This window comes from Mesobacillus subterraneus (assembly GCF_020524355.2).
In the GTDB taxonomy this organism is placed as follows: domain Bacteria; phylum Bacillota; class Bacilli; order Bacillales; family Cytobacillaceae; genus Mesobacillus; species Mesobacillus subterraneus_C.
The window spans coordinates 1,502,209-1,519,610 of record NZ_CP129019.1; the positions used below are offsets into that span (position 1 = coordinate 1,502,209).

21 protein-coding genes and 1 pseudogene are annotated in these 17,402 nt (G+C 39.6%); 18 read left to right on the forward strand and 4 right to left on the reverse strand.

Annotated features, from left to right (window positions below; translation table 11 throughout):
• Positions 1-59: 59 nt before the first annotated feature.
• Positions 60-344: a hypothetical protein gene (locus LC048_RS07660; RefSeq protein ID WP_226607814.1), complete on the forward strand. Its 285-nt coding sequence runs from the start codon at positions 60-62 to the stop codon at positions 342-344.
• An 871-nt stretch (positions 345-1,215) separates the two neighbouring features.
• On the opposite strand, the gene LC048_RS07665 is transcribed toward LC048_RS07660, so the two are convergent.
• Positions 1,216-2,439, reverse strand: a complete 1,224-nt coding sequence (locus LC048_RS07665; RefSeq protein WP_306049889.1) for an IS110 family RNA-guided transposase — start codon at positions 2,437-2,439, stop codon at positions 1,216-1,218.
• Positions 2,440-3,117: 678 nt separating this feature from the next.
• Between LC048_RS07665 and LC048_RS07670 the strand changes: the two genes are divergently transcribed.
• The 11 genes and pseudogenes from LC048_RS07670 to LC048_RS07715 all read left to right on the forward strand — a co-directional run bounded on the left by LC048_RS07670 (position 3,118) and on the right by LC048_RS07715 (position 10,662).
• On the forward strand, positions 3,118-3,444 hold the full coding sequence (locus LC048_RS07670; RefSeq protein ID WP_226604782.1) for a rhodanese-like domain-containing protein: 327 nt from the start codon (positions 3,118-3,120) through the stop codon (positions 3,442-3,444).
• Between the two features lie 11 nt (positions 3,445-3,455).
• The gene (locus tag LC048_RS07675) at positions 3,456-3,719 is read left to right on the forward strand and encodes a metal-sensitive transcriptional regulator (protein ID WP_023627704.1); all 264 of its coding nucleotides are present in this window, start codon (positions 3,456-3,458) and stop codon (positions 3,717-3,719) included.
• Positions 3,720-3,835: 116 nt separating this feature from the next.
• Positions 3,836-4,201: a rhodanese-like domain-containing protein gene (locus tag LC048_RS07680; RefSeq protein ID WP_226604781.1), complete on the forward strand. Its 366-nt coding sequence runs from the start codon at positions 3,836-3,838 to the stop codon at positions 4,199-4,201.
• A 20-nt stretch (positions 4,202-4,221) separates the two neighbouring features.
• Positions 4,222-4,515 carry a rhodanese-like domain-containing protein gene (locus tag LC048_RS07685; protein WP_226604778.1) on the forward strand — a complete coding sequence of 98 codons (294 nt, stop codon included), beginning with the start codon at positions 4,222-4,224 and terminating at the stop codon, positions 4,513-4,515.
• A gap of 382 nt (positions 4,516-4,897) precedes the next feature.
• Positions 4,898-5,182: a hypothetical protein gene (locus tag LC048_RS07690; RefSeq protein ID WP_226604776.1), complete on the forward strand. Its 285-nt coding sequence runs from the start codon at positions 4,898-4,900 to the stop codon at positions 5,180-5,182.
• A 293-nt stretch (positions 5,183-5,475) separates the two neighbouring features.
• Positions 5,476-6,441 carry a YncE family protein gene (locus LC048_RS07695; protein ID WP_226604773.1) on the forward strand — a complete coding sequence of 322 codons (966 nt, stop codon included), beginning with the start codon at positions 5,476-5,478 and terminating at the stop codon, positions 6,439-6,441.
• Positions 6,442-6,505: 64 nt separating this feature from the next.
• Positions 6,506-6,952 (forward strand): annotated as a pseudogene (locus tag LC048_RS24975) (response regulator transcription factor); the annotation flags it as partial.
• Positions 6,882-7,127, forward strand: a complete 246-nt coding sequence (locus tag LC048_RS24980) for a winged helix-turn-helix domain-containing protein (RefSeq protein ID WP_371932051.1) — start codon at positions 6,882-6,884, stop codon at positions 7,125-7,127. The pseudogene LC048_RS24975 and the gene LC048_RS24980, both read left to right, overlap by 71 nt.
• Positions 7,124-8,527: a sensor histidine kinase gene (locus LC048_RS07705; RefSeq protein WP_226604759.1), complete on the forward strand. Its 1,404-nt coding sequence runs from the start codon at positions 7,124-7,126 to the stop codon at positions 8,525-8,527. The genes LC048_RS24980 and LC048_RS07705 overlap by 4 nt, the downstream gene beginning before the upstream one ends.
• 86 nt (positions 8,528-8,613) lie before the next feature.
• Positions 8,614-9,090 (forward strand): FixH family protein, encoded by a 477-nt coding sequence (locus LC048_RS07710; protein ID WP_226604758.1) that lies wholly within the window; start codon positions 8,614-8,616, stop codon positions 9,088-9,090.
• Positions 9,091-9,921: 831 nt separating this feature from the next.
• Positions 9,922-10,662, forward strand: coding sequence for a CAP domain-containing protein (locus tag LC048_RS07715; protein ID WP_226604755.1), 741 nt, complete (start codon positions 9,922-9,924; stop codon positions 10,660-10,662).
• A 66-nt stretch (positions 10,663-10,728) separates the two neighbouring features.
• Here the strand turns inward: LC048_RS07715 and LC048_RS07720 are convergent, their stop codons facing one another.
• Positions 10,729-11,202, reverse strand: coding sequence for an Hsp20/alpha crystallin family protein (locus LC048_RS07720; RefSeq protein ID WP_226604752.1), 474 nt, complete (start codon positions 11,200-11,202; stop codon positions 10,729-10,731).
• Between the two features lie 171 nt (positions 11,203-11,373).
• On the opposite strand from LC048_RS07720, the gene LC048_RS07725 reads away from it, so the two are divergent.
• Together LC048_RS07725 and LC048_RS07730 are read left to right on the forward strand one after the other, a co-directional pair.
• Positions 11,374-12,153, forward strand: a complete 780-nt coding sequence (locus LC048_RS07725; protein ID WP_226604751.1) for an SDR family oxidoreductase — start codon at positions 11,374-11,376, stop codon at positions 12,151-12,153.
• A gap of 342 nt (positions 12,154-12,495) precedes the next feature.
• Positions 12,496-12,660 (forward strand): hypothetical protein, encoded by a 165-nt coding sequence (locus LC048_RS07730; RefSeq protein WP_226604748.1) that lies wholly within the window; start codon positions 12,496-12,498, stop codon positions 12,658-12,660.
• A 42-nt stretch (positions 12,661-12,702) separates the two neighbouring features.
• On the opposite strand, the gene LC048_RS07735 is transcribed toward LC048_RS07730, so the two are convergent.
• Positions 12,703-13,263, reverse strand: a complete 561-nt coding sequence (locus tag LC048_RS07735) for a GNAT family N-acetyltransferase (protein ID WP_226604746.1) — start codon at positions 13,261-13,263, stop codon at positions 12,703-12,705.
• A 273-nt stretch (positions 13,264-13,536) separates the two neighbouring features.
• On the reverse strand, positions 13,537-14,661 hold the full coding sequence (locus tag LC048_RS07740; protein WP_226604743.1) for an amidohydrolase: 1,125 nt from the start codon (positions 14,659-14,661) through the stop codon (positions 13,537-13,539).
• A gap of 181 nt (positions 14,662-14,842) precedes the next feature.
• Here LC048_RS07740 and LC048_RS07745 point away from each other — a divergent pair, with 181 nt between their 5' ends.
• The 4 genes from LC048_RS07745 (at position 14,843) to LC048_RS07760 (ending at position 17,252) form a co-directional block, all read left to right on the forward strand.
• Positions 14,843-15,163 (forward strand): DUF4870 domain-containing protein, encoded by a 321-nt coding sequence (locus LC048_RS07745; protein ID WP_226604740.1) that lies wholly within the window; start codon positions 14,843-14,845, stop codon positions 15,161-15,163.
• A 204-nt stretch (positions 15,164-15,367) separates the two neighbouring features.
• Complete coding sequence (locus tag LC048_RS07750; protein ID WP_226604738.1) at positions 15,368-15,568, forward strand: PLD nuclease N-terminal domain-containing protein; 201 nt, start codon at positions 15,368-15,370, stop codon at positions 15,566-15,568.
• Positions 15,568-16,476: an ABC transporter ATP-binding protein gene (locus LC048_RS07755; RefSeq protein ID WP_226604736.1), complete on the forward strand. Its 909-nt coding sequence runs from the start codon at positions 15,568-15,570 to the stop codon at positions 16,474-16,476. Before LC048_RS07750 ends, LC048_RS07755 begins: the two co-directional genes overlap by 1 nt.
• The gene (locus LC048_RS07760) at positions 16,473-17,252 is read left to right on the forward strand and encodes an ABC transporter permease (RefSeq protein WP_306049894.1); all 780 of its coding nucleotides are present in this window, start codon (positions 16,473-16,475) and stop codon (positions 17,250-17,252) included. Before LC048_RS07755 ends, LC048_RS07760 begins: the two co-directional genes overlap by 4 nt.
• Positions 17,253-17,402 lie beyond the last annotated feature (150 nt).

Here is a 17,402-nt window from a genome sequence, read left to right on the forward strand (position 1 = left end):
AATATGTAAATATACTAGTAAGGGTTTAAATTAGTTAAATATCAGCAGGAGGCACAAAGATGTTAGCAGTGAATTATGAAAAGATACTAGATGAATACAGGAATATTTGGAACAATCGAAGACTTCAATCTGAACAGTCACCAGAGGCTATTCTTAAAGAAGCTATTCAAAGGGATTTAAAGGATGAAAATTCCCACCCAAGGGCAAGAAGGACATTAATGGAAAAATACTTTCTTGCCACAAAAAGAATTCTAGAAGCATCGTTGACAAGTGAAAGTAAAGTAATATTGCTGCAGCTGCATAAAGAAATGGTTGAAGGAATTCAGGATGAAGCAGCAAAGTAAATATCATGCCAACCTGAATTGGCTTAATGTATTGATGATTGAGATCCCAAAATAAAATAAAATTTATTCAGAAGGAAGGAATTCTTGCTTCTTTTTTTTGGGCTCTGTTAAAGCCCGTTGTAGTTTTATAGTAAACCGTTCAGTTTTGAGGTGCATAAGGCGAAAATGGCACAGTAAATGGCGTGGAAATTGTCCACGCCATTTTTCCTATTGTGCCAGCATTTATAAGCCATTTCATTACAAATTAACACCTGCAAGATGATAGTAAATGCCATTGACAATGGGTGTTGTACAAGGAATAATGACGGTCATTTACACTGTCAATTTTATGACCAGTTCGGAAGTCAATTTAAGGGTTCCATTCTACGAACATTTCATTCAAGTATAGCCTGTATAACGATGAACATGGAATTTTACTTTATTTTTTTCTCACCGAAGGGAGCAGTTAGCGGAAGGTTGATTTTTTCTAGAACAAGGGAAGACTTAACCTTAATTGAGTAACAATCAATCCTAGAAATAAACGGAGAAAATCCGGTTAAACTGTAGAGTATAGCTCGGTAAGGGGTAAATAAGCGGAGGTTTTCCGGTTAAGCAAGCACGATTGCCAATTTTTTATGTTTTTCAAGTAAATAGGCGGAAATCTTCCGTCTATTTAAGCTGTTTTCCGTGCCATTTTCTAAATAAGGGAAGTTTCTCCGCTTATTTCTTACGATTAGTCAAGTGTATTTCAGTATTTTATTTATGTTTTTTTATTTAGATTTATTTGGGAGGGGTACCCCTCCCAAATAAATCTAAATTTCCCCACGACGAAAAGACCTCACGATATTCTTTTTTTCGAAAGGTCTGTGTGCTATAGTAAATATAAACTTGGTTACGATTTCTGAGCTGGTAGTGCGGACTCATAATCGTAAAGTATGCCGTGTGTCAGTAACTGGAACGTCACTTTCAGAAACTTATTGATACACGCCACAATCGCGACCTTATGAGGCTTTCTCTGAGGTTGCGTTTTTAATTTGTAATAATAATCCACTAAATGATTGGGTTTTCCTTTTGCCATAAGCATCGCACAAATCATAAAAAATAAAATTTTCCGTAGCTTTTTGTTGCCTCGTTTATTGATACGGTCATGGTATTGCGTATTGCCAGATTGATAGCGCATAATATCGATACCAACGTAAGCGTTCAGTTGTTTCGCGTTTTTAAAACGGCCAATATCACCTAGCTCTCCAATAATTCGGCACGCTGTTGTATCTCCAATACCTGGAAAAGAACGTAATACCGTATATTCTTTTCTTCCTTCAGACATCGCTGCCATTTGTTTAACAAGCTGGTCTTTCTTCTCCATCAAATCTCCAATACGCCGTGCATAATCGCGTACTTGATTGCAACGAATATCCGTTGGTTCAATCGCGGGATATGAATTTTCTGCAGCTTCTAATAATACAATTGCTTTTTTCTCTGCCCGTTCTAGTGATAGAAGCTTACGTGTATTACTTTTTAAGCGATTTTTAATAATGGTCTTTGAATGAGCCATTAAAAGGGCAGGATGGGGATACAGCTGTATAATATTTAAAAAAAGTGCTGAACTCGGTGTAATAAGTCGTTCCAACTCTGGAAATGAAAGATGTAAGATGGCATGCATACGATTGCGTAAAAGAATAATTTCTTCTTCGATCTCGTCATAATAACGAGTAATAGCCCGCATCTGTTCATAATAATCATTCTGCACATGCGTCGTTTCACGTTCCATTTTAAAGTGGGTTTTCGCTAACTCATGGGCATCGCTAATATCGGTTTTGTGTCGACGCATGGAAGCCATTTGTAGGTTCGCTTCAAGCGGATTCATGCGACAGTAAGTATGTCCGTGATCCCGTAGAAACTTTTCAATTGATTTTGAATAGACACCCGTCGCCTCAAATACGATTTCGGGGACTTGTCCATCAAGAGCTGTTATTTCCTTAATGCGATTGTGTAGCTGCTCAAAATCAATGCGTGTATGATTTAATTCCCCTTCAAATTCACATTGTCTATAGCCATCATAAATGGCAATGGTGCTTTTCCCTTTACTTACATCAAGAGCGATGACATGTTTCATATAACTATTCTCCTTTATAACCAATCATAGAAGTCTTCACAGGGCCTTATCGATTCCATTTTCTTATACACGGTCTCTAGGACCCAACATACTAAACTGATTCAAACAAGGGTATGAAGTTGGCCTGTTTATAATACGGACTCTTACATGGTCCTATAAGCGGATCGACCTTCCTTCACTTCTACTATAAAAAAATAGTAGTACAAACCGTGGCCTTGGTTTGTACTACTAATGTTAGTATGTTTATCAGCCCATGATGATCCCTTCACTAGGGTCCGTTCTTTTATGGTGTGGAATAAACGGGTGCTTTGTTGAATAAGAACCATTATATTTTGGATCCGAAAATACATTAAATCAGAAAAATGGCGTGTCAAAACTGATGTCAGTTTACACGCCATTTTTATTGTCATTTAAATGATATGCACTCTAAAACAGAATGGTTTAGTTTTATAGTCCTTTTGATTTTAGTGGAAGGCGCGTAGACTCCTGCGGGCTCATCGCCAGCCCCGCGGTAAGCGAAGCGCCTGGAACGAAAATCAACAGCCTAGTTTTACAGAGCATCTTTTATTAAAAATGACAAAAATATCATCTTTAACTATTGATTTTATACCCTATATGGTATATTATTTATATTGTAAGTTCAGTAATGAACAAGATATAACAAGAGGTGAAGATTAGTTGCTTACAGTTTTAATCATCAGTCTCCTTTTGGTCACTTTAGTTTTCAACCGCTATGTACCAGTAAGAAATCTTCCAGCGATTAAAAATTATGAAAAGGATGCTGTATTTGTGGATTTAAGAGATTATCAGGATTCTGCTAAAAATCCAGTTAATGGAGCAATCAATATTCCTTGTGGTTATTTAAAACGATATATAAAAGAAATTCCGAACAGGCATATTGTCATCATTGCCTCCAATGAATTGGAAAAGAACTTTGGTGCAAGATTGCTTATAAAATATGGTTACAATGTTAAAGGATATACCATTACTGGTCCATCACAATAGGAGGTGGCAAGGTGGAGTATAATAAGGAAATTGTCAATCGTTTGAAAAGAATTGAAGGACAGGTCAGGGGAAGCATCAGGCTGCTTGAAGAACAGGAAGAATGCAAGTCGGTCGTGACCCAATTATCTGCTATCCGTTCTGCAGTGGACCGTACAATTGCTTTGGTTGTCAGCAAGAATCTTGAACAATGTCTGATCAATGACTTACAAGAAGGCAGAGAAACGTCACAGGCTGTAAACGATGCAGTAGAATTGCTTGTTAAGAGCAGAAAATAATTTAATTTCTATTCTTGACAAGCTGTTTTTTGTCACTTAAAATACCCTTATGGGTATACAGGGTGTTGATCCCTTCATGATCATGAATAACAAAAATGATAAAGAGGTGCTAATGGATGGATGTAATAATTAATGTATTAATTGTCGTTCTTGCGGTGGCTTTCTTATGGAGCCGTTTCGCTCCAACTAAGGGAGTAAATCAAATCACCACAGCACAACTAGGTGAAATGATGAAAACAAAGAAAGCTGGAGTGCAATACGTTGATGTAAGGACACCTGGAGAATATAAAGGAAATCATATCAAAGGATTCAAGAATATCCCGCTTCAACAGCTGGCAAACCGGACAGGAGAGCTTTCTCAGGAAAAAGATGTAGTCGTCATTTGCCAGAGTGGCATGCGCAGCAGCCAGGCAAGCAAGTTATTGAAAAAAGCAGGATTTAATAATGTTACTAATGTGAAGGGCGGCATGAGCGCCTGGTAATTATAAAGGGGGAAATAGAAATGCGTCAGCTGACACCAACAGAAGTACAAAACGGATTAGGCTCAAACGAATTCGAAGTTGTGGACGTTCGTGAGGTAAGTGAAGTAGCACAGGGTAAAATTCCGGGAGCTAATCATATTCCATTAGGACTGCTGGAATTCAGAATGAGTGAATTGGACAAGAATAAAACTTATGTAGTGGTCTGCCGTTCAGGTGGCCGCAGCTCTAGAGCAACTCAATTCCTTGAGTACTACGGCTATAATGTAATCAACATGCAGGGCGGCATGATGGCTTGGCAAGGTCCAACTGAATAAGATCTAAAAAGAGATGGTATACGCCATCTCCTTTTTTGCTCTACTAAGGAAATTATAAAATTGTTTATGTGTGGAAAACTACATGTAGGTTTCTTAATCCAGCTCCAGCGCCTAGCCCCTCGAGACGCTTCGGTCCTGACAATGAAGTCAAAGAACGACTTCACTGGCAGGCCCTCCAGCGCTTGTAGGGGCTGAACGAGGCGTTTGCGCTTTTTGTTCTGCAAAGAAGGTAGATTCATTTTGGTTGTAATATAAGGTAGCCTCTTTTTGTCCTGAAGGTTTTTTCCGGGAAATGTCGAAATATGCTTGCTTGTTTATAAATATATTCGTAAACTATTAATGAAAAGAATATTTCGACAATTAGTAACAAGGAGGAATTCTGATGTCTGCTTTAAGACGCGTGGAGTTGAAACTTGTTAGAGAAAATGTTCATGTCGAAGGTATCCATGAATTGTTGGTAAAGGGATGTTGGATTGAGGATCATGATCCTCGGTGTTTAGTATCCCAGGGGGAAATTGAGTTCAGTGGGGGTTTCCATGATTCTTACTTTAAAATCAGCCTGAAACCTAACGAGCTCATTATTGAATCAGATAGTCCATGGGAAACAGAAGTTCTTGCTGAAGAACTGAAAGAAATAGCCGTTAAAAAGGCATTATTATTAAAATAATATTTACATACTTGATTACTTGTCGTCAGAGTGGCGGCAAGTTTTTTCTTTCTGTCCGTGATAACCTTGATGAAGGACATATTTTCAGATTTCCCATCGGTTAGTGTCCGTCATAACCTAGATGACGGACATTTTTTCATATTTCAAATCAATTTCTGTACGTCATAGCATGGATGACTGACAGTTTAACCGAGACAACTGATAAAATAACCCTCTAACCTTTGATTTCATAGAATTATCACAAATTAGAGATATAATATTATGAGATACTTGTGAGAGAAAGGGAGTAAATTATGAAGTGGATTTATTTAATTGCCGCAACGACTTTCACTGTTTTGTTATCTGCCTGTACTTTTGAATCTTTTGAGCCTGTACAAAAAGATTCTTCTATTATATCGACGATAAATATCAAGGAAATGACAATTTCATTCTATGACATGGATAAGGAAGAGAAATTACCTGACTGGAATGTTGACCGCCCGTATATTGGAGGACTTATCCTTCCAGATAAGGATACGATATTGCTTTACGGAAAGGCTTTGGATACTGCAGATTTATATTCGTTAAGCAAAGGGAAGAAAATGGAGTCATGGAAAACTGGAGAGGGAATCGTAAACGCACTGCTAGTCGGAGAGGGCTCCCAAATAGCTTTTGCAGATCAGGAAAGGGATAGTGTTCGCTTTTTTGATATTGATGGAACGGAAGAGGACGAAGTGAAAGTGGAAAAAGAGCCCTTGACACTGCTTGAGGCTGAGAATAAACTCTATGCAATCAGTTATAATCAGGAAATGCTGAGCATAGTTGATTTAGAAAATAAAGAGCGGCTTCCAGGGTTTGAAATCCATCCTGCAGCAGCCGGAGCGTTAATGGGCAGGGAGAAAGATGAGTTATGGATTGGCGGGCACGGAAAAGGATCTGAAGTTGAAGAGCTGATTCACATATATGACCTTAAAGATGGACGTTTAATAAAGGAAATTTCAGCGCCTGTAATGCCCGTGGATTTCACAAAAAATGACGACGATATATTCGTACTTAGCCACGGATCGAATATGCTCTATAAATTGGCAAAGGATGGAACAAAGAAGGGATCCCTAAAGGTGGGGGCGAATCCGTTCGAAATTGATTTCTTCACAGATAAGCTTATTGTTGCTGGGTATGACAGTAACGAATTATATATAATTGACCCGGAAAGTTTAACCATCGAAAAAACACTTCAAGTTGGTAACGGACCATTTCAAATCGTAACGAGGGAGAGATAATCGAATGAATCCCATAAATGTATTGATTATAGATGACGAAGAGGATATGCGCAATCTTGTTCAAATGTATCTGGAGAATTCCGGTTTCAAATGTGTCCAGGCGGCTGAAGGAGTTGAAGGGTTGAGAAAACTTCAAGAACAAGATTTTGATCTTGTAATTCTTGATATTATGATGCCTTTTGAAGATGGCTTTGCTGTTTGCGGGAAGATCCGTGCCTTTTCACAAGTGCCAATCATCTTTTTATCTGCTAAAGGAGAAGAATGGGATAAGGTGAGAGGCCTCCAGCTGGGAGGGGATGATTATATAGTCAAGCCTTTCAGTCCGGGTGAACTTGTAGCAAGAATCAATGCTTTATTAAGAAGGACATCTATTGTCAAAAATGATGAAGATACAGTGACTCTAGGAAAAATCTATATCGACAAAAAGGGCAGAAGGGTCAGTGTTGAAGGAGAAATTATCCCGCTTACCCTCAAGGAGTTTGAGTTGCTTGTTTTTTTTGTTAAGCACCAGGGACAGGCCCTTAGCAGGGAGCAGCTTCTTGAATTTGTTTGGGGGGATGGACTACCATGGCAGCCTGAGGACAGTGGACACCCACATCAAGACGTTGAGGATGAAGCTGGGGACTGGAGACTATATACAAACAATTTGGGGTGTAGGGTATAAATTTGAGGTGCCGGCAACATGATTTCTTTTTCTGACAGCCTGTTTAAAAAACTTTGGCTGACGGTTACGGCTACAATTTTTGTCACCGTATTGTATTCATTCTTTTTATCTTATCTTTTCTATGAAAAATTATATGTCGATATAGTTGAAGAATCCCTATTAGAAGAAGGAAACCGTCTTGCCAGCGACTATACAGGAGGTCCATTGACTCATGAAATGAAGCAGCGGGTGGAGTGGTATAATGAAAAATCGGAGTCTGAGGTTTTTCTTGTCAGTAACCCGAAAGAGTTAAGCGCCTGCCTTCCATATTCAATTGATTATGAAACTTTGATTGGGAAGGAAGAGCGAGAACTGCTTTTAAAAGGCGAACCAGTCATGAAATCAGGTTTTGAGGAGAGATTCGGCAGGAAGATTCTTGCTGTGGCCATTCCACTTCTTGATAATAATCGGCTTGAAGGAATTATTTATTTGTATGTTCCCCTCGCTAAAATCTCTGAATTAACCGTTGATTTTTCTTTTTTATGGCTGATTGGCGGTGTATTATTCATAGTTATTGCTGCCTTCCTGGGTTTTAAAATGCTTCACAGGCTAACAAGACCGCTTGCTGCAATGAAAGAGGCAGCCGATAGAGTATCTGGAGGAGATTATTCAGCAAGGGTCAATATTCAGTCAGACGACGAAATCGGTCAGCTTGCAAAAGCCTTCAACCACATGTCAGAGTCTGTGCAGAAAGAGGATGAGAAAAAGAGGGAATTTCTCGCCGATGTTTCTCATGAACTCAGGACACCGATCAGCTATATCAAAGGTTATAGTGAAGCTTTGGAAACTGGTGTGATAAAAGAGACGGCTGAAAAGAATAAATATTTAAAGCTTATCAACAGGGAATCTGGCAGGATGGTAAAGCTTGTTGAGGATTTACTTGATTTATCGAGACTGGACGCGGATGAATACCGCTTAATCAAAAATCCTTTTCCGTTAGCACAGCTTATGGAGGATTTTATAATCAAGTATGGTCCAGCCTTAAAAGAAAAAAATATCAGCTTAACACTTGATCTTGATCCAGATGTCATCATTTACGGAGATGAAGGACGACTTGAACAAATCTTCCAGAACATCATCGACAATGCAATACGCTATACAGGAAGTGGTGGCACCATTTCGATCAACCTTACTAAGCATGTGTATGGCTGTAAAGTTGAAATTGAAGACTCTGGAACAGGAATACCAGAGGAGGATATCAACAAGCTGACTGAACGTTTTTATAGAGTGAATAAGGCGAGATCAAGGGCAGACGGTGGTACTGGCCTTGGTCTGGCAATTGTAGATAAATTAATAAAGCTGCATGATGGTAAAATGGAAATAGCAAGTGAGCTAGGAAAAGGAACGACCATCTATCTCTATTTTCCGGCAGTGGAATTATAGTGATTATAGTGATGGATAACAAAGGTTAATGGTCTTGACGTAATTGAGATCCACGATAACACATTATTATTTAAGGAGTAATTGAAATGAAACGTTTGTTGGTTTTATTAATGGCAGTATTGCTAAGTTTGTTAGCGGCTGCTTGTGCAAAACAGGAAATAGAAGAAGAACCGCAATTTTTGGAAGTTGAGCTTACTGCAAATCCTGAAAAAGCTCAATTAAATGAAGAAGTTACTTTCGAGGCTAAAGTTACTTATGGAACAGAAGAAGTTAAGGATGCCGACGAAGTGAAATTCGAAATCTGGCGTTCTAAAGCGGAGGAACATGAAAAGATTGTGGTTGAACATGATGAAAACGGGATTTATCGCTTGAAAAAATCCTTTAATGAAGAAGGGACCTACTATATCATGTCGCACGTAACTGCACGAAGGATGCATAACATGCCAAAGATTGAATTTGTGGTTGGGAGTCCAAGTGAGCCAGAAGAAGCAGGGGATTCCTCTGAAATGGATATGGATATGAATGAACATGATACAGAGGCTAATGAAGAGGAAGGACATTAAGAGAAAGCGGCGATAGCCGCTTTTTTTGTTTCTTAGTAAATTATAAAATTATTTAATTGTGGATAACTACATGTAGTATTCTTAATCCAGCTCCAGCGCCTAGCACCTCGAGTCGCTTGTCTAGCTACGGCTCCCTAACTCCTCGAGACGCTTCGGTCCTGCCAATGAAGTCAAAGGACGACTTCACTGGCAGGCCCTCCAGCGCTTGTCGGAGTTGGGCAGTCGCCTCCGCTTTTCGAATTGTCTAGTTTTGCCTCCTAGAACCTCCGAAACTTCAACTCCGCCGGCAGAAGCAAAAAGCGCTTCTTTGTCAGAGTCTCCAGTTTTTGCGTTACTGGAAAGTCGGCTTTACATTTCTATTTCGGTCCGCTCATGTGAAGTCAAAGAACGACTTCAATGGTCGGCCCTCCAGCGCTTGTCGGAGCTGAACGAGGCGCTTGCGCTTTTTGTTCTTGATGCTCTTGCAAATGGCTGTTCTATAAATTCGATGGTTGCCGTGTAACATACTTTAATGATTGTCATACTACCGAAAAAAATGTCATAGAATACGGCTCTGAAAAAAGCTGTCAATATGAAATTCATTCCTCTTCTTGGCTTAGCTGGGTTTTCTTAATAAACAAGGAAAATCCTGAAATTTATACAGAACTTATGAATTATCCATCAAATCCTTTTAATCATTGAAGTTTTATATAATCATGGAATTAGCCTGCAGAAAAAATTTTAGCAGAATAATAGTTTTTACAATTTGCACCAGGTTTATTACAAAAAAACCGTGATATGATTAGTTTGCAAGAGAGAGAGACAAATTAAATTTTCGGGAGGTATTCGGGAATGAACAAAAAAATGATTCTTACAGCTTTTGCTGCAGCTGCCTTATTTGCAGCAAATCCTGCCATGGATAAAGCAGATGCATCAACTATACAGTCAAAGGTTTACTACTATCAAAGTGGAAATGTAAGCAATGAACAAATTAATTCTATCTTACAAAAGTATTTTAAGAACTACCAATTCTCATGGAAACAATCACAGCCAACTAATACGAATGTACAGGAGCCTGTTGAAAAAACAGCACTGACACCTGTACAAGAACCTGTAAAAGCACCATCACCATCACCATCACCAACTCCGACACCAGCACCGGAGCAAGCTAAAGCACCCGCTCAAGAGCCTGCTGCAGCACCAGTTTCTTCAGCAGTAAGTGCTTACGAACAAAAAGTGGTAGAGTTGACAAATCAGGAGAGAGCAAAAAATGGTTTAAAACCACTTGCACTTGATACTGAATTAAGCAAAGTAGCTAGGGAAAAATCCCGCGATATGCAAAGCAAAGGCTATTTCAGTCACACTAGCCCAACTTACGGCTCACCTTTCGATATGATGAAAAAGTTTGGAATCACATACCGTTCAGCTGGTGAAAACATTGCAATGGGTCAACGTACACCAGAGGAAGTAGTGCAAGCTTGGATGAATAGTTCCGGCCACCGTGCAAATATCTTAAACTCAAGCTATACACATATCGGTGTAGGCCATGTAGCAACAGGCAACTACTGGACTCAAATGTTCATTGGAAAATAATAAACTTAAAAAGAGCAGCCATCAGGCTGTTCTTTTTTGGGATTCTTTTCATAAAATTCATGGAGGTTATTGTGATATGTCGATTTCGGCAAATTGCATATCCACGATTTTAATAAGCCTTAATTCAAGTACTCCATCCCTATAATTTGCTGCTGCTCCCTTCCGCTTAACAGTTGCTGGCAATACTAATGTGTGTTTATCTGATATATCAGGAATGTGTTCAATGATTACCTGATTGGAAGTATAAAAAAGCTTCATTTGTTTAAGCATGGCTTCCTCTTTTAGCGGTATCCTGAGAAAAACAAAATCATGAGTTTCAAACATTTCCGCTCCTAATCCGGTAGTTGGTTTGACTGGATCGGGTGCATGTTGCTGCTGCATCCCTTTAAGCCATTCTTCAGGTTTTAACATCCCAGACATATTTGGCTGAAGCATTTTGCCCATCATTTGCTGGACATAATTTTCAACTTCATCTGGTTTCATCTCCAAGAACTTCTTCTGTGTATTTCGGTCGAACGGCAATAGATTCCATGGAAACAATTATATCCCGCCTTTCAAGCAGCCCATCTTCGATATGGATATTATATGCAGACATCAGCCCAGCTGTTAAAGTCAAATTGTTCCCAGTATATGAAGGCTAAAAGTTGCAAAACAAGTTGCTTCTTTTTAGTATAGTGGTAAGTAATCTTATGTGGATGAGGGGTACAGGTTGTGGAAAATAAGACGGCTTTGATTACCGGAGGTGCCACCGGATTAGGAAGACGAACAGCACTGCAGCTTGCTGCCGAAGGTATAAACGTAATAATCAATTATCGGAACAGCAAATTACAGGCTGAACAGCTTGCGGCGGAACTATCCGAAGTGTTCAACACAAAAAATATTTGTGTCCAGGGGGATATAACAAATTATGAAGATTGTGAAAAAATTGTTTCCCAGGCGTTGAAGGAATTCACTGCAATTGATATTGTCATTCATAATGCAGGACCATATATTTCCGATAGAAAGAAAATGGCCGATTATCAGATACATGAATGGACTTACTTGATTAACGGCAATTTAAACGCCGTTTTCTATTTATCAAGTTTGCTGATACCTTCTATGAGAAAAAGGAAGTGGGGGAGGATCATTACGGTTGGTTTCGACAGGGTGGAGTCCGCTCCTGGGTGGATTTACAGGTCTGCTTTTGCCGCAGCTAAGTCAGGATTGGCTTCATTGACAAAAACACTTGCGCTGGAAGAGGCGGAAAACGGGATCACAGCCAATATGGTTTGCCCTGGTGACATCACAGGCGAATGGAAAGAAAGAGCAATCAGCGAATCCATAAATGCCAGGGACTCTTCCGTACCCGTAGGCAGACCTGGTACAGGGGAAGATATCTCAAGGGTTATCAGCTTTCTTGCAAATGATGATTCCAGCTTTATTACCGGAAGTGTTATCCCAATTACCGGCGGCAAAGATGTGCTGGGGAAAGCTCTGCGAGAAAACCTTTAGAATGCCCCACAAAAAACGCCATTTGGCGTTTTTTTTAAGAGATAAGAAAGTATAAATTTCACTTTGAGAAATGGCCAGCTCCAGCGCCTAGCCCCTCGAGTCGCTTCGGTCCGCTCAGGTGAAGTCAAAGAACGACTTCACCGGTCGGCCCTCCAGCGCTTGTCGGGGCTGACCATGGCGCTTGCGCTTTTCTAATGATCAGTGTGTTGGGAATGACCGTTTATGAAAAACTAATTGAATAACGAGAAGAAGGTTGGGAAAACTAATGACAATTAACAGTCAAATCGAAGTGAATTATCTAATAATTATTAGTATTTAGTTTAATTCTGCGGGGTGATGGAAATGGGAATAGGGTTTAGCATGAATAGGATTAATCCTAATCAGACGCAGGTTTTCTTTGAGGATGGTCGATACGAAACATTGACAGATGCTGAACTTGAAGCATTCTTATCAGAGGCTTCATTGTCGGAGAGGGAAGAAACAACTGGGCAGGATTTGTTTAACTAGAAAAACGCCCTGAATATTTCAGGGCGTTTGGTATATGGTGAATTATGCTTCCAGCAATTGGGCTGCTTCCTCTTCTTGGACACCAGTCCTTTTTAGGAATAGAGTATATTGATCTTTAGGAATTTCATACAGATCGTATATCTCTCCATTAGCATTTAACTGCTCATAGATGTGCTTTCGGGTTTCGTTTGCCTTCACCACATAAGGCAGCTTTTCTGCAGCTTTGATTGAACGGATATTTACCTTCCTAATACGCATGAAAATGGTCTCAATCCCAATATCATAAAATAATTCCTGGAAGAAAGCATCCTTAGCCAAGGTATTGTATCCTTTGCCATGGAAAGGTTTCCCCAGCCAGGTACCTAAAAAGCCGGCTCCTTCTTGAATATCAAATAAATTGATCGTCCCAATTGGTGATCCCCACTCGTCAAGGATGGTCCTGGAGATTAATTCTCCTTGTTCTTCCGCTTCAATCGTTTGCTTTGTAATAAATACGAATTCTTCATATGAATGTGCCTTTTGGCGCACAAAAGGGAAGACCTCCGGATGCGCCATCAGCTCAAATAATTCATGGCAATCATGAAGATCGCGTTTCTTGAGCATATTGTATCCCTCCACGCAGGGCAGTCCTATTCCGTGCGAATGTAACTGCACGGCCACCCTCGAAATTTTTTGAAGTTGCTAAAAAATTTCGGGGTGGGAATCGAACCCACTAGAACCAGGATACTGGTGGCGCACCATTTGCCTTCCCTAATCACTTTGCTTTATGAAATTATATTTCCAAAGAGTATAATACAGGATATTTTTAAAAAAGAAAATAGGTTTTTTACTCTTTTTTTCTGTGTTTTTTTGCCAAAAATCTACACCGGTTTTCGACTAAATCCGATAAACGACTTTGCCATTAATCATTGTCCATATGGGCTTTGCATTAAAGTGGAATGGATGGTGATTCCAAAGAACTAAATCAGCATCTTTTCCAGGCTCGATGCTGCCGACACGGTCATCAACCCGCAGGTTCCTTGCTGGCAAAATTGTGATCCCCTCGAGTGCTTTTTGTTCCGTTAATCCTTCCCTCACCGCGATAGCCGCACAAAGATTTAAATATTGGATTGGGGTGTATGGGTGATCAGTCGTCACTGATACTTCAACCCCATGGTCAGTCAGTTCCTGATAAGTTTTCCAACTCTTATTCTTAAGCTCCACTTTCGAACGGCGGGTGAGTGTTGGACCTACTGATACTTTTAAATTCAGGCCAGACAATTCTTCTGCAATCAAATGACCTTCGGTACAGTGCTCAATGCGTAAATCCAGATTGAATTCCTCGGCAAATCTGATCGCAGACATAATATCATCTGCTCTATGGGCGTGAATTCTTACAGGTATTTCCCGGTTCAATGCTTTAATGATCGGTTTAACTCGAAGGGACTCATGATTTTCAGCATTCATCGCCTCGTAAAAAGCTTCCCTCAGCATTCCCATGATTCCCATGCGTGTAATGGAATCTTTATTCCCCATACTGTGAATCCGTTTCGGGTTTTCACCGAGGGCAATTTTTAGTCCTGCTGTTTCCTGGATGATCATATTCTTAACATTTTTTCCAGCGGTTTTAATGACAGATGTCGTTCCTCCGATAACATTCGCGCTTCCTGGCATAACATGTGCAGTAGTTATACCATATTTAAGGGCATCGCTAAATGCAGGATCGAGAGGGTAAACCCCGTCAATTGCCCTGACATGGGGACTCATCGGCTCTATTGTTTCGTTGGCATCATTGCCAGCCCATCCTGTACCTTCATCATAAAGACCGAGGTGAGTATGGACATCTATGAAGCCTGGGAGCAAAAAATTATTTTTACAATCAATAACCTCATACCCAGGTTGAATCGTCATTTCAGCTTCAATTTTTATTATTTTTCCTTCCTTTATGAGAACATCACAATTTGGTCTCGGCTCAGAGGTGATTGGCATTACTTTGGCGTTCTTAAGTAAAATCTCGTTCATTTTCCATCCTATCCTGTCATTATTTTCTTGTACAATGGCTAGAATTAAAGGGGTAAGTCATTCTGTTCCTCCTAATAGGGGACCCTTAATTTTCATTATAATGAAAAAGTTCATCGAAAATGAATCTTTTTTCCTGCTTTTCCGTAAAGTTTAATATATGAATATTGAAGGGAGAAAGTCGATGCCAAAAAATGATGAAAGACTTATTGCAGCAGGCATTTATGTTATTAGCTTTTTTACTGCTTTTCTAGGACCGTTGATTATCTGGCTGGCTAAAAAGGATGATTCCAGCTATATTGATTATCATGGAAGAGAGTATATGAACTTTTTTATTTCTTATACGGTATATGGAATTGTCAGCGGAATACTGGTCATCCTGTTGATTGGTATCTTCATGTTATGGATCATCGGGATTTTAGCCATGATATTCACCATTGTAGGTGCGATAAAAGCATATGAAGGTCAAGAGTATCGAATTCCATTCATTTTCAGGCTGCTGTAACATATCAGATGATCAATCCATTATCCGGCATATTATATGCCGGATATTTTTTATGCGTTTTTCGCTCGGTTGCTTCATCCGTGTAATTAGGATTGAAGTGGTTGCAATATTTTATAAAAAATCTGCTCCAATAATGTAACTTTTTTGAACGAATTTTTTTTTAAGCCGTCTTATGGATGTATAACAAATAAGGAGGTCATTAAATTGGAATTATTCGCTGATATTAATTGGGCTTTAATTGCACCTATATTGTTCATTCAAGTTATTTTATTAGTTGTTGCGGTGATTGATTTAATAAAAATCGAAAAAACAAACGGTCCGAAATGGGTTTGGGCAATCGTTATATTAGTGGTTAACATTATTGGGCCAATCCTGTATTTCTTGATTGGAAGGAGAAATCAGTAATGCCCTTAGTCAGAGTAGAAAAGTTAGATAAGAATTTTAAGGACTTGAAAGTGATTAAAGGGTTGAATTTCGAGTTGGAAAATGGGAAGTGTGTAGCTTTAATTGGAGCCAATGGGGCAGGAAAAACAACTACATTGAAAATGCTATCTGGGCTTCTTGAACCTACAAGAGGAAAAATCACTTTCGTGGGAGAAAAGCAGGGGGATGACCATCGTCGGTTGATTGGCTATCTTCCGCAGCATCCTGTATTTCATGATTGGATGACGGCAAGGGAATTTCTTGAGTATGTAGGTAAGCTATCAGGATTGCCTGCAAAGAAAGCGAAGGAGCGGTCAGCTGAGCTTTTAGAACTTGTGGGGATTGCCGATGCGAAAAACAGGAGAATTGGCAAGTTTTCCGGCGGGATGAAGCAGCGTTTAGGGATTGCACAGGCTATCATACACAGGCCGAAACTGATCATGCTGGATGAGCCAGTTTCAGCTTTGGACCCTTTCGGCAGACGAGAGGTTCTTGAACTGCTGGAAAAGTTAAAAAGGGAAGCAACTGTATTATTCTCTACTCATATCCTAAATGATGCCGAAGAAGTTTGTGAAAGTATTTTGTTTCTGCATAATGGCGAAATAATTGAGTCAGGAACAATGGATGAATTCAGGGAGAAATATCATCAGTCAAAAATCGATCTTGTTTTTAGTAAAGCAGCCTCTAGTTACCTACAATCCCTTTTAGAACACCCACAAATCGTTTCAATGGAAATAGAAGGCAATAAAGTAAGTATTTATACTGAAAATCTTGAAGCAGTAAAAGAGGTTATACTGACCCTTGCAGCCAAAGAGAACTGGCCGCTCACTAAATATGAAATTGGTTCAATCAGTCTTGAAGATGTATTCATGAAGGTGGTGCAAAAATGAAGCAATGGTTCACTTTACTGAACAAAGAATTCCTTGAGATGACAAGGAATTATAAATGGATTTGGATGCCAATTACCTTTATTTTGCTTGGAGTGATGGATCCTCTGACCACCTACTATTTGCCGGAAATCCTTAATTCTGTAGGCGGCCTTCCAGAAGGGGCGGTATTTGAAATGCCTGAACCTTCAGCTCAAGAAGTTTTTATCATGAGTTTAGGACAATATCAGATGATCGGGATTTTAATCATCGCCCTCTCCATGATGGGAACAGTTGCGGGGGAGAGAAAGAGCGGTGTCGTACAGCTGATCCTCGTAAAACCAGTTTCCTATTTTTCTTATATCACGTCCAAATGGGCAGCTGCACTTATATTAATTGTCGTATCTTTATTTCTAGGTATGCTGGCAAGCTGGTATTATACTGGCGTTCTGTTTGAGTTTATCCCGTTTGGCGCTTTCATTGAATCGTTCGGTGTATATTCATTATGGCTCATATTGGTGTTGTCCTTCGTAATCCTTTGCAGTGCAATGTTCATGCAGCCGGTCGCAGCCGGAATGACAGCGCTTTTTACGATCTTTATTTTCACATTAATAGGAGGTTCCTTTCAGCATTTACTCGAATGGAGTCCGACACAGCTCCTTTCTTATGTATCAGAAAGGTTGATTACCGAAACGTGGACCGACCATGTCTGGCCAGCGACAGGTTTAACTATAACAATGATAATTTTATTTGTATTGTTGGCAACATACATCTTTAACAGAAAAGAGCTTGCAGAATAAAGTCTGGTCAATGACTAGGTCTTTTTTTTGTAGGCAGGAAGAACTGTTTTTTATCCTGGATTTGTCGAAATGTTTCGAGAAAACAGTGATTAAAATAATTCTTTTAACATCTTTCTTTGGAAGAATATCTTAATTAAAATCTCCTGAATA